Below are 11,578 nucleotides of genomic sequence, written 5' to 3'. Positions count from 1 at the left end.
CGATCATGGCAGAACATGGCGCACTGGCAACGCTCAAAGATCTCGCCGAAAAAGAGGTGGACGACGCCGCTCTGCTGTTGGGGGAAATGCGCCGCGGTTTTCAGCAGGCGGAGGAACAGCTCAGGATGCTGATTGAATATCAGAATGAGTATCGCAGCAATCTGAACAACGACATGAGCCAGGGGATCGCCAGCAATCGCTGGATTAATTATCAGCAGTTTATTCAGACCCTGGAAAAAGCGATTGAACAGCATCGTCAGCAGTTAACCCAGTGGACGCATAAAGTCGACGTGGCGTTGAACAGCTGGCGGGAGAAAAAGCAACGGCTCCAGGCATGGCAGACGTTACAGGACCGACAGAACGCGGCGGCGCTGCTGGCCGAAAACCGCCTGGATCAGAAAAAAATGGATGAATTTGCGCAGCGCGCCGCAATGAGGAAACCCGAATGATCACCTTGCCCCAACTGGCCACTACAGAGACAGACCTGACTTCCGGCCTGCCGCCCGGGAAAGCGGCAGACACCGCCGAAAATTTTCTGACCTTATTGGCAGGCGCGCTCGGCGCAGACAGCACGCCGGGTAAAGACGCGCCGCTGACGCTGGCCGATCTGCAGGCTGCCGGCGATAAGCTGGAAAAGGGTCTGCTGTCGCAGGAAGGTGAAACGTCGCTGGCGGCAAAACTTGCCGATATGCTCGCCGCCAAGGAGCAGCAGGCTGAGATGGCGCAAAAAGCGCCTGGCGATGCGCAGTCCCTGCTTTCCGCGCTTACGCCCGCGCAGAAAAACAGTGCCCTCGCCGCCCTGAGCCAGTCGGCTAACAAAGACGATGATAAGGCAGCGCTGAGCGATGAAGATCTCGCCAGCCTGAGCGCCCTGTTTGCCATGCTACCGGGTCAGCCGCAATTAACCCCGCCGCCTGCCTCGCAGAATGCAGAGGTTGGCGCCTCGCTGAACGCAGACGCCCGGTCGCTCGCCCGGGACACCACTCTCTTCGCCAGTGACGATCTGAAAAAAGACAAAGCGGAAACGTCCCCGCAGGGCGTAGCGGCGGAGAACGCGAAGAATCTGACCGCTTCCCCGCTCGTCGTCCCGGCGGCCAGCGCAACGCCTGAAGCCGCCGCTGCGCCAGTTGCCCCCGCTCTGGTGATGACCAGCGCCGCACAGCACTCACCGCAGCCCGCCACTACCGCGCCGGTGCTGAGCGCGCCGCTCGGCAGCCATGAGTGGCAGCAATCGCTCAGCCAGCACATTACGCTGTTCACCCGACAGGGACAGCAAAGCGCGGAGCTGCGCCTGCATCCGGAAGAACTCGGCCAGGTGCATATCTCGCTCAGGCTGGATGATAACCAGGCGCAGTTACAGATGGTGTCGGCGCACAGCCACGTTCGCGCCGCGCTGGAAGCCGCCCTGCCGGTCCTGCGCACGCAGCTGGCGGAAAGCGGCATTCAGCTGGGGCAAAGCAATATCAGCAGCGAAAGTTTTGCCGGTCAACAGCACTCCTCTTCTCAGCAACAGCACGCGTCGCGCACGCCGGGACAGGCGTTGCTGTCAGGTGATGATGACGGCGAACTGGCGGCCCCGGCCACGCTTCAGTCCGCCGCTCGCGGTATCGGCGCCGTCGATATCTTCGCCTAACGCCAGAGGTAGCACGATTATCCGCGTCTTTTCCACGCTTTGCCGTGGTCAGGACACGGGATAATCAGCCCATAAGCTGTACCGAAACAGGAAGCCCGTATCAGATGACCGATTCCGCAATTAACAAAAAGAGCAAACGCTCTGTTTGGCTCCCACTGCTGGTAATCATTACCCTCGCCGCCTGCGCTACCGCAGGCTATAGCTACTGGCGTATGCAGCAACAGCCGACGGCTGCGGCCCAGGAAGCGCCGCCACCGCCGCCCGCGCCGGTGTTTTTCGCCCTTGATACCTTTACCGTCAATCTGGGCGATGCGGATCGCGTTCTGTATATCGGCATTACGCTGCGCCTGAAAGACGAGGCGACGCGCGCGCGTCTGAATGAGTATCTGCCGGAAGTGCGCAGCCGCCTGCTGCTGCTGTTCTCCCGTCAGGATGCAGCGGTCCTGGCGACCGAAGACGGTAAGCAGCAGCTGATCGCCGCCATTAAAGAGACGCTTTCCCCGCCGCTCGTCGCCGGACAACCGAAGCAGGTCGTGACCGACGTGCTGTATACAGCTTTTATTCTGCGGTAACGACATGGGCGACAGTATTCTCTCTCAGGCTGAAATCGATGCGCTGCTGAACGGCGACAGCGAGACGAAAGACGAACCAACGGCGGGCATCGCGGGCGAAAGCGATATTCGTCCCTATGACCCGAATACCCAGCGTCGCGTGGTGCGCGAGCGCCTTCAGGCGCTGGAGATCATCAATGAGCGCTTCGCGCGCCAGTTCCGTATGGGGCTGTTTAACCTGCTGCGCCGCAGCCCGGATATCACCGTCGGCGCGATCCGCATTCAGCCGTACCATGAATTTGCGCGTAACCTGCCGGTGCCGACCAACCTCAACCTGATCCATCTGAAGCCGCTGCGCGGTACGGGTCTGGTGGTGTTCTCGCCGAGCCTGGTATTTATCGCCGTCGATAACCTGTTCGGCGGCGACGGTCGTTTTCCGACAAAGGTCGAAGGCCGTGAGTTCACCCATACCGAACAGCGGGTGATCAACCGGATGCTGAAGCTGGCGCTGGAGGGTTACAGCGACGCCTGGAAGGCGATTAACCCGCTGGAAGTGGAGTACGTGCGTTCTGAGATGCAGGTGAAATTCACCAACATTACCACCTCGCCGAACGATATCGTGGTGAATACGCCTTTCCACGTTGAAATCGGCAACCTGACCGGCGAGTTCAATATCTGCCTGCCGTTCAGCATGATCGAACCGCTGCGCGAAATGCTGGTTAACCCGCCGCTGGAAAACTCACGCCATGAGGATCAGAACTGGCGCGACAATCTGGTGCGCCAGGTCCAGCACTCCGAACTGGAGCTGGTAGCGAATTTTGCCGATATTCCGCTGCGTCTTTCGCAGATTTTGAAACTGCAACCCGGCGATGTGCTGCCGATTGAAAAACCAGACCGCATTATTGCTCATGTGGACGGTGTGCCGGTACTGACCAGCCAATACGGCACGGTAAACGGTCAGTACGCGCTACGCGTGGAACATTTGATTAACCCGATTTTGAATTCGCTGAATGAGGAACAGCCCAAATGAGTGACATGAATAATCCGTCTGATGAGAACACTGGCGCATTGGACGATCTGTGGGCTGACGCGTTAAACGAGCAAAAAACAACCCCGGCGAAGAGCGCCGCCGATGCGGTATTCCAGCAGCTTGGCGGTGGCGACGTCAGCGGCACGCTACAGGATATCGATCTGATTATGGATATCCCGGTCAAACTGACCGTGGAATTAGGCCGCACGCGCATGACCATCAAAGAGCTGCTGCGCCTGACGCAGGGCTCCGTGGTGGCGCTGGACGGACTGGCGGGCGAACCGCTGGATATTCTGATCAATGGCTATCTGATCGCGCAGGGTGAAGTGGTGGTGGTCGCCGATAAGTACGGCGTACGCATTACCGACATTATTACGCCGTCTGAGCGTATGCGTCGTCTGAGCCGTTAAGCATGAAAACCCAGACCACCGTTCAACAGCCTTCCGCCATTCCGGGCTCGCCGCTGATGCAGGTCAGCGGTGCGCTGGCGGGAATTATCATCTTAATCCTGGCGGCGGGCTGGCTGATTAAATGTCTGGGTTTTGCGCCAAAAAGCGGCAGCGCGCGCGGACTGAAAGTCTCCGCCAGTACCTCGCTGGGCCCCCGTGAGCGGGTGGTGATTGTCGACGTTGAGGACGCCCGGCTGGTGCTCGGCGTCACCGCCTCACAGATCGCCGTCCTGCATACCCTGCCGCCAAATCCTGCTGCGCCAGCAGAAACGCCGCCTGCGCCCGCTAATTTTCAGGCCATGCTGGCGAATTTATTAAAGCGTTCCGGGAGATCCTGATGCGCCGTTTGTTATCCCTTACGCTGAGCGGCTTATGGCTTTTCAGCCCCGTTGCGCTGGCGCAGCTTCCGGGTCTGGTGGCCCAGCCGCTGCCCGGCGGCGGCCAGAGCTGGTCGCTCCCCGTTCAGACGCTGGTATTTATCACCTCGCTGACCTTTATCCCGGCAATCTTACTGATGATGACCAGCTTTACCCGCATCATCATCGTCTTTGGGCTGCTGCGTAACGCGCTTGGCACTCCCTCCGCGCCACCAAACCAGGTGCTGCTCGGGCTGGCGCTGTTCCTGACCTTTTTCATCATGTCGCCGGTGATCGACAAAATTTACGTTGAGGCTTATCAGCCGTTCAGCGAAGAAAAAATCTCGATGCAGGAGGCGCTGGATAAAGGGGCGCAGCCGCTGCGCGAATTTATGCTGCGCCAGACCCGCGAAGCCGACCTGGCGCTGTTTGCCCGTCTGGCGAACAGCGGCCCGTTACAGGGGCCGGAGGCGGTTCCCATGCGTATTCTGCTTCCCGCCTATGTCACCAGCGAGCTGAAAACCGCCTTTCAGATCGGCTTTACCATCTTTATCCCTTTCCTGATCATCGACCTGGTGATCGCCAGCGTGCTGATGGCGCTGGGGATGATGATGGTGCCGCCGGCGACCATCGCCCTGCCGTTTAAGCTGATGCTGTTTGTGCTGGTGGACGGCTGGCAGCTGCTGGTCGGTTCGCTTGCGCAAAGTTTTTACAGTTAGAGGCAAAAAATGACACCTGAATCGGTCATGATGATAGGTACTGAGGCGATGAAAGTGGCCCTCTCCCTTGCCGCCCCGCTGCTGCTGGTCGCGCTGGTGACAGGGTTGACTATCAGCATTTTGCAGGCCGCCACGCAAATCAACGAAATGACGCTGTCGTTTATCCCGAAAATTGTGGCGGTGTTTACCGCCATTATTATTGCCGGCCCGTGGATGCTCAATCTGCTGCTCGACTACGTGCGAACGTTGTTCACCAACCTGCCATATATCATTGGTTAAGTCGATGCCATGCTGCAGGTAACCAGCGATCAGTGGCTCCAGTGGCTAAGTCTCTATTTCTGGCCGCTGCTGCGGGTACTGGCGCTGATCTCCACCGCCCCCATTCTCAGCGAACGCGTCATCCCCAAACGGGTGAAGCTGGGGCTGGGCATTATCATTACCGTGGTCATCGCTCCCGCGCTGCCGCCGCACAACGTGCCGGTGTTCTCTTTCAACGCGCTGTGGCTGGCCATGCAGCAAATTCTGATCGGCATCGCGCTGGGCTTTACCATGCAGTTCACTTTTGCGGCGGTGCGAACCGCCGGGGAAATTATTGGTCTGCAGATGGGGCTTTCGTTCGCCACCTTTGTCGATCCGGGCAGCCGTCTGAACATGCCGGTGCTGGCGCGCATCATTGATATGCTGGCGATGCTGCTGTTCCTGACCTTTAACGGCCATTTGTGGCTGATTTCGCTGCTGGTCTATACCTTTCATACTTTGCCCATCGGCGGCGATCCGGTGAACAGCAACGCGTTTCTGGCGCTGGCCAGCGCGGGCAGTCTGATTTTTCTGAATGGATTAATGCTGGCGCTACCGGTGATCACTATGCTTTTAACGCTCAATCTGGCGCTGGGATTACTAAATCGAATGGCGCCGCAACTATCAATATTTGTTATCGGTTTTCCGCTAACCCTCACCGTCGGCATGACGCTTATCGCGGCATTAATGCCGTTGATTGCGCCTTTCTGTGAACATCTATTTAGCGAAATTTTCAACTTGTTAGCTGATATTGTTAGTGAATTACCGGCGATAAATAAACCCTAATATTTATCCGATTATACTAAGGATTATCCTAATTTAGCATACGGAAAACATCTGCCAGCATATCGTTGCCCTCTCCTATTTGTTTTTACGTCACTCACATAACGCAACATTTACTTTACTTTAAGACAATTCCAGGCAAATTATACGTAACTTTACGGGATAGTAAGTCCGCCTGAAAATCGCAAAAGCGTCTCATTGGGTGAAAAGTCCTGTTCCGTAAAGTAGTGATGAGTTTTTCGGGTAAGGGGAATTATCGTTACGCATTGAGTGAGGGTATGCCATGTCAACGATTATTATGGATTTATGCAGTTACACCCGGCTAGGTTTAACCGGGTATCTGGTCAGCAGAGGGGTGAAGAAAAGGGAAATCAACGACATCGAGACCGTTGAGGAACTCGATATCGCTTGTCAAACGCACCGGCCTTCTGTGGTGTTTATTAATGAGGACTGTTTTATCCATGACCCAAACGACAGTCAACATATAAAGCAAATCATTAATCAGCATCCCAATACGTTATTTATTGTTTTTATGGCAATTGCCAACGTTCATTTTGACGAATACTTATTGGTCAGAAAAAAACTGTTGATCAGTTCTAAATCAATAAAACCACAATCACTGGACGATCTGCTTGGCGATATTCTGAAAAAAGAGGCCAATACGGCCAGCATAATAAATTTACCGACGCTCTCTTTAAGCCGAACGGAATCCAGCATGTTACGCATGTGGATGGAAGGCCAGGGTACGATTCAAATTTCGGATCAAATGAACATCAAAGCGAAAACGGTGTCATCCCACAAGGGAAATATAAAACGCAAGATCAAGACGCATAACAAACAGGTTATCTATCATGTCGTCAGGCTGGCGGATAATGTAACCAACGGCATATTTGTTAACATGCGCTGATCCGTCCCGACTGGTGGAGCGCCCACCAGCCGGGATGATACGGCGTCGCAACCCTACTCCGCTTTTTCCACGAAGATACCGTCCTGGTGCCCCGATTCGTTAAAGAACCAGATGCCGAGCGGGTAGTCTTCCAGCGAAACCAGGTACATTGTGCCTTCGTTAAACTCTTCTACTGCCAGTACCACGCCCGGGCGACGAGGACCGCCGTCCGTTTTGACTGTAACCCGATCATTTACCTTCATCTTTTTCCTCCTGTGGCTTTTGCCAGTGTAGAACAAAAATCGCCTGCTGACAGCGTGCGCAAGGCGCGACTGCGGGTTTTCTCAACGGTCTATACTTAGGCTGTCATCAGGCTATGTGAGAGGGAAAGATGAAAACCGCAAAAGAGTACAGCGATACCGCAAAACGTGAAGTCAGCGTCGACGTTGACGCGCTACTGGCTGCTATCAATGAAATTAGCGAAAGCGAGGTTCATCGTAGCGGAAGCGATCCGGAAAAAGTCAGCGTCGATGGACGTGAATATCATACCTGGCATGAACTGGCGGAAGCGTTTGAACTGGATATCCATGATTTTAGCGTAACGGAAATTAACCGCTAAACGCTGGCGAATGGCGAAAAAAATCCCGACCCTGACGGGTCGGGATTAAACTTGCTGATGCAAGAAGCACTTGAAAATTCATTACACCAGGAAATCTGATGTGCGGTAAACCTTATCTGCAATTTTTTTGCATGACAAGCAAATATTTTTTCGATGAATGATTAATCCTACTAATGGTTATCGCAGACGCCGCCACAGGCCTGACGGGAGCGGGATCGTTTCCACTCACACTTTCGCGGTTTTAGGATTTTTCTTGCATAAGGCCGTACTTTTCTATGGGGAACAGAAATGCTTTCACTCGACGATCCGGTGCTGATTTTTACCGATCTGGATGGCACCTTGCTGGACAGCCATACCTATGACTGGCAGCCTGCCGCCGGGTGGCTCGCTCGCCTGCGCGAGAAAAATATTCCCGTCATCCTGTGCAGCAGTAAAACCGCCGCTGAAATGGCGTTCATTCAAAAATCGCTGGGTCTGCAGGGGTTGCCGATGATCGCGGAAAACGGCGCGGTCACTGAACCGGATAGCCGCTGGCAGGCGGACCCCGCTTTCCCGCGCCTCTCCTCCGACGCCACGCACGGCGAGATCCGCGTGACGCTCAATAAGCTACGCGAGCACGCGCACTATAAATTCACGACCTTTGACGATGTCGATGAGGCCACCATCGGCGAATGGACCGGTCTGCCATACGCTCAGGCCAGCTTAGCGCGCCTGCAGGAAGCCTCCGCCACCCTGATCTGGCGTGACAGTGATGAGCGCATGGCGGAATTTTCCCGGCAGCTTGCGGCTCAGGGGTTACAGTTTGTCGAAGGGGCGCGCTTCTGGCACGTGCTGGCGACGAGCGCCGGGAAAGAGCGGGCGGCAAACTGGCTGATTGACCAGTATCAGCGCCAGTGGGGAACCCGGCCGATCTGCATCGGCCTTGGCGATGGCCCTAACGACGCGCCTCTGCTTGCGGCAATGGATTATGCGGTTATCGTTAAGGGGCTGAGCCGTGAAGGCGTCGTTTTACCCCCTGAGGCCGCGCCGCAGGTTTACCGTACGCAACATGAAGGGCCGGAAGGCTGGCGCGAAGCGCTGACGCATCTGTTCGACGTCTCTTAACCGCGGTCCGTTATGCAAACCCGGTTGCGTCCCATCTGTTTCGCCAGATAGAGCCGACGATCGGCCAGCGACTGTAGCTGTTCAAAATCGTAATCATCGTTTTCCTGCGCGCTGCTGACGCCCAGCGATGCGCTGATCCGCAGCGTCGTGCTTTTCGCCACCAGCAACTCTTTTTCATTGAGCCGCTGACGGATCCGTTCAGCAATCGCCTCTGCCTGCGCCAGCGTCGTCGCCGGCAGCACTACGCAGAACTCCTCTCCCCCGACGCGCCCGGCAACGTCGTCCGCCCGCAGCGTACCGCTGATTAAACTCGCGGCATGGGTCAGTACCCGATCGCCCGCCTGATGACCAAAGCGATCGTTAATACTTTTGAAATGGTCGAGATCGATTTGAATGACCGAGAACGGCTGTTTTTGCGCCTGGCAACGCTGCGCCAGATGGCGGGCTTTTCCAAACAGCGCGCCGCGGTTGTACAGCCGGGTCAGCGTATCGTGCCAGGCCTGCCACTGCAGCGAACTTTGCATCTCGAACATATTGCTGACCATATGGCGGATAACCACCCACGAAATGATAAGCATGGCGGTGAACAGGGTCCACAGCATCACCAGAGCGATACTGATGCTGCCAAAGTCCCCCTGTACGCCTTCGCTCAGGGTATGGATGCGAACCAGAACGCCGTCAAAATGGTCCAGCCGCTGCCAGCTAATATAGCGGCTTCCCATGCGCAGGCCGCCTTCCGTGTCGTGCTCGATGTCATGCGCCAGCATCGCCAGTTCGCGCGCGTCAAAGGTATTGGCGTTGCGCAGTTCCGGCGTTGAGGCCGCCAGCATCCTCAGTCTGCTGTCGTAAAGCTGATATTCGCCCTCGACGTCTTTATCGATGGCCTCCTCCATAAACCGTTCCACCCCGGCAAGAGGAATACTCATCGCCAGCACGCCGTGCCAGTAATGGTTGCTGTCCAGCGGTACGCTGACGGTAACCAGCTGCTCGTCATGGCTCAACTGCGGCGAAGGGGTCGTAAACCAGCGCACGGCGCGCGTGCGGTTCTGCCGCTGGGACTGCTCATTAAACCAGGGCTGAATAACGTAATCGTAATAGCGGGAGGCTATTTCTCCGGCAAGCGGCGTGGAGCGGGTGGAGACATAAAAACCGGCCCGTGAAACATACATCGCCTCGTGCGCCATGGAGCTTTGGGTCGGGGCCAGCCGCAGCAAATAGCCCACTTCCAGCGCGGCGGTCAGCTCATTGCTCAGCGCTTCGCCGTCGCGGGAGAGAAAATGACTCTGGTTGACAAACGCGTCAGATACCCCGTTCAGCGGTAGCGTCCGGCGCTTGTCCAGCTCAAGCTGCCACCCCTGCGTAACTCGCAACTCTGCGAAACGGCTAACGGCATCTTTAAGGGCGGAAAAATTCAGCGGCGTGATCAGCGCTTCGTGCATCCCGTTACGCAGAAAAAGGAGCTTATCGATATTAAACTGCAGCTGTTTGTCCAGCCCGCTGGCGACGTTTTCCAGATGATTGCGCTGGCTGGCGATATAGGCCTCTTCCAGTACGACAACTTCCCGCCAGGTCAGGAGGGTGGAAAAGATCATGACAATTAAAAAACAGAGATTAACGACGTGGCCTGGACCATATCGACGCGCCAGCTTTTTCAGCCAGCCCCAGTTTTCCGTCGTTGTTTCGTGCGGCACCTGACCGCTCCCTACTCGCTATTGCTTTTCTAATCCTGGCATAACGCAGTACCTTATGTATCGCCGCCGCAACGCTTTTTGGCTTAATAAAACGCCCGACGTCTGCCGGGCGCTCTATTATCGGGCCTCATCACGCGAACGCTTTGCGTCGCCGGGCACGAGCTCGTACTCATGGAAAGCTTCCCGCTTAACGCCATAACCGTCATACCACCGGCATTCCACCATACCGCTGGAATAACCGGTAACAATCATGCGCGGCCCGCCTTCTTTCACGGTAACTTCCTCACTGACCAAAAAGACCATACCTGCCTCCTGTATCACGAGAAACGTTTTCACCTTAGACGAGGATGGCGACTTTTGCCTGGTGCAAAGCGAATATTTAGTGCGCCACGCCGCGTACTTTCGCTACCGCCTTCACCAGCGCAACCACGATAGCGCCAATGATAAAGCCCAGCACCAGGTTCAGCAGCGTTGGCAACACCAGCGCAATCGCGGCGCTTTGCTGCGCGGCGAAGTGTTCAATAGCATGATGCAGCGGCGCAATACCGTGCACCACGATCCCGCCGCCGACCAGGAACATCGCCAGCGTACCGATCACCGACAGCGATTTCATCAGCCACGGCGCGATCGCCAGCAGCCCTTTACCCAGCGTTTGCGCCAGCACATTAGCTTTGTCCGCCAGCCAGTAGCCCATATCATCCAGCTTAACGATAATGCCGACCAGCCCATAAACGCCGATAGTCACCAGTACCGCAATTCCGGATAACACCAGCACCTGATTGAGCAACGGCGCTTCGGCGACAATCCCGAGCGTGATCGCCACAATCTCAGCCGACAGAATAAAATCGGTACGTACCGCACCTTTGATTTTGTCTTTTTCAAACGCGACGGGATCCTGCGCCGCCAGCGCTTCCAGACGCTTCCTGCGTTCAGCCGGATCTTCTTTGTGCTTACGCGACTCAAGGGTGTGCAACACTTTCTCTACGCCTTCAAAGCACAGAAAAGCGCCGCCGATCATCAGTAAAGGGGTAATGGCCCAGGGGATAAAAGCGCTGATCAGCAACGCCAGCGGCACCAGAATCACCTTATTCAATAGCGAGCCTTTCGCCACGTTCCAGACCACCGGCAGTTCGCGGTTCGCTCTTACGCCCGTGACCTGCTGAGCGTTAAGCGACAGGTCGTCCCCCAGCACGCCGGCGGTTTTCCTGGCGGCCAGCTTTCCCATTACGGAAATGTCATCCAGCAGCGTGGCGATATCGTCGAGTAACGTCAGTAAACTACTTCCTGCCAAAATAAGTCCCTCAATTTTCCTTTAGTAAAGGAGTAAGTATGGAGTAAAACGCGCAAGCCGGAAACTGGTGTTATTAGTCAACATTTTTTTAACAGAAGGCGGGCATTATATCTCTCGCCAGCTCGATAATTTTAGCGTTTACTATACTGCTCGTTAATATTTCGGACGT

Annotated in this window: 16 protein-coding genes; 12 read left to right on the top strand and 4 right to left on the bottom strand. The window is 55.9% G+C overall.

Annotation, left to right across the window (positions count from 1 at the left end; genetic code table 11):
• Nucleotides 1–5 precede the first annotated feature (5 nt).
• The 10 genes from fliJ to rcsA all read left to right on the top strand — a co-directional run bounded on the left by fliJ (nt 6) and on the right by rcsA (nt 6,725).
• Nucleotides 6–449, top strand: a complete 444-nt coding sequence (gene fliJ / locus K7R23_RS16330; RefSeq protein ID WP_012906234.1) for a flagellar export protein FliJ — start codon at nt 6–8, stop codon at nt 447–449.
• A complete protein-coding gene (fliK, locus tag K7R23_RS16325) occupies nt 446–1,633 on the top strand; it encodes a flagellar hook length control protein FliK (protein WP_012906235.1) in 1,188 nt (395 codons plus the stop codon). The genes fliJ and fliK overlap by 4 nt, the downstream gene beginning before the upstream one ends.
• A 104-nt stretch (nt 1,634–1,737) precedes the next feature.
• A complete protein-coding gene (fliL, locus tag K7R23_RS16320; protein ID WP_012906236.1) occupies nt 1,738–2,205 on the top strand; it encodes a flagellar basal body-associated protein FliL in 468 nt (155 codons plus the stop codon).
• 4 nt (nt 2,206–2,209) lie between these two features.
• A complete protein-coding gene (gene fliM, locus K7R23_RS16315) occupies nt 2,210–3,214 on the top strand; it encodes a flagellar motor switch protein FliM (RefSeq protein ID WP_012906237.1) in 1,005 nt (334 codons plus the stop codon).
• Nucleotides 3,211–3,624 carry a flagellar motor switch protein FliN gene (gene fliN / locus K7R23_RS16310; protein ID WP_012906238.1) on the top strand — a complete coding sequence of 138 codons (414 nt, stop codon included), beginning with the start codon at nt 3,211–3,213 and terminating at the stop codon, nt 3,622–3,624. Before fliM ends, fliN begins: the two co-directional genes overlap by 4 nt.
• A 2-nt stretch (nt 3,625–3,626) precedes the next feature.
• The gene (gene fliO, locus K7R23_RS16305) at nt 3,627–4,001 is read left to right on the top strand and encodes a flagellar biosynthetic protein FliO (protein ID WP_012906239.1); all 375 of its coding nucleotides are present in this window, start codon (nt 3,627–3,629) and stop codon (nt 3,999–4,001) included.
• Nucleotides 4,001–4,738 carry a flagellar type III secretion system pore protein FliP gene (gene fliP, locus K7R23_RS16300; RefSeq protein ID WP_012906240.1) on the top strand — a complete coding sequence of 246 codons (738 nt, stop codon included), beginning with the start codon at nt 4,001–4,003 and terminating at the stop codon, nt 4,736–4,738. The genes fliO and fliP overlap by 1 nt, the downstream gene beginning before the upstream one ends.
• 9 nt (nt 4,739–4,747) lie before the next feature.
• Nucleotides 4,748–5,017, top strand: coding sequence for a flagellar biosynthesis protein FliQ (gene fliQ / locus K7R23_RS16295; RefSeq protein WP_012906241.1), 270 nt, complete (start codon nt 4,748–4,750; stop codon nt 5,015–5,017).
• A 9-nt stretch (nt 5,018–5,026) separates the two neighbouring features.
• On the top strand, nt 5,027–5,821 hold the full coding sequence (gene fliR, locus K7R23_RS16290) for a flagellar biosynthetic protein FliR (RefSeq protein ID WP_012906242.1): 795 nt from the start codon (nt 5,027–5,029) through the stop codon (nt 5,819–5,821).
• A gap of 280 nt (nt 5,822–6,101) precedes the next feature.
• Entirely contained in the window at nt 6,102–6,725 is a 624-nt protein-coding gene (rcsA, locus tag K7R23_RS16285) for a transcriptional regulator RcsA (RefSeq protein ID WP_012906243.1), read from the top strand.
• A gap of 53 nt (nt 6,726–6,778) precedes the next feature.
• Here rcsA and dsrB read toward each other — a convergent pair whose 3' ends face one another.
• On the bottom strand, nt 6,779–6,967 hold the full coding sequence (gene dsrB, locus K7R23_RS16280; protein ID WP_024132722.1) for a protein DsrB: 189 nt from the start codon (nt 6,965–6,967) through the stop codon (nt 6,779–6,781).
• Nucleotides 6,968–7,095: 128 nt separating this feature from the next.
• Between dsrB and yodD the strand changes: the two genes are divergently transcribed.
• Together yodD and K7R23_RS16270 are read left to right on the top strand one after the other, a co-directional pair.
• Entirely contained in the window at nt 7,096–7,323 is a 228-nt protein-coding gene (gene yodD, locus K7R23_RS16275; RefSeq protein WP_012906245.1) for a YodD family peroxide/acid resistance protein, read from the top strand.
• Nucleotides 7,324–7,611: 288 nt separating this feature from the next.
• Nucleotides 7,612–8,427: a mannosyl-3-phosphoglycerate phosphatase-related protein gene (locus K7R23_RS16270; protein ID WP_012906246.1), complete on the top strand. Its 816-nt coding sequence runs from the start codon at nt 7,612–7,614 to the stop codon at nt 8,425–8,427.
• Here the strand turns inward: K7R23_RS16270 and dgcQ are convergent.
• The 3 genes from dgcQ to K7R23_RS16255 all read right to left on the bottom strand — a co-directional run bounded on the left by dgcQ (nt 8,424) and on the right by K7R23_RS16255 (nt 11,409).
• The gene (gene dgcQ, locus K7R23_RS16265) at nt 8,424–10,118 is read right to left on the bottom strand and encodes a cellulose biosynthesis regulator diguanylate cyclase DgcQ (protein ID WP_012906247.1); all 1,695 of its coding nucleotides are present in this window, start codon (nt 10,116–10,118) and stop codon (nt 8,424–8,426) included. The genes K7R23_RS16270 and dgcQ overlap by 4 nt on opposite strands.
• Before the next feature lie 117 nt (nt 10,119–10,235).
• Nucleotides 10,236–10,421 (bottom strand): YodC family protein, encoded by a 186-nt coding sequence (locus tag K7R23_RS16260; RefSeq protein WP_024132723.1) that lies wholly within the window; start codon nt 10,419–10,421, stop codon nt 10,236–10,238.
• A gap of 76 nt (nt 10,422–10,497) precedes the next feature.
• Nucleotides 10,498–11,409, bottom strand: coding sequence for a DUF808 domain-containing protein (locus K7R23_RS16255; protein WP_024132724.1), 912 nt, complete (start codon nt 11,407–11,409; stop codon nt 10,498–10,500).
• Nucleotides 11,410–11,578: the final 169 nt, after the last annotated feature.

The sequence above is a fragment of the Citrobacter rodentium NBRC 105723 = DSM 16636 genome, from assembly GCF_021278985.1.
In the GTDB taxonomy this organism is placed as follows: domain Bacteria; phylum Pseudomonadota; class Gammaproteobacteria; order Enterobacterales; family Enterobacteriaceae; genus Citrobacter_A; species Citrobacter_A rodentium.
The sequence above is the reverse complement of the archived record's forward strand: the minus strand, read 5'-3'. Positions and strand labels throughout refer to the sequence as shown.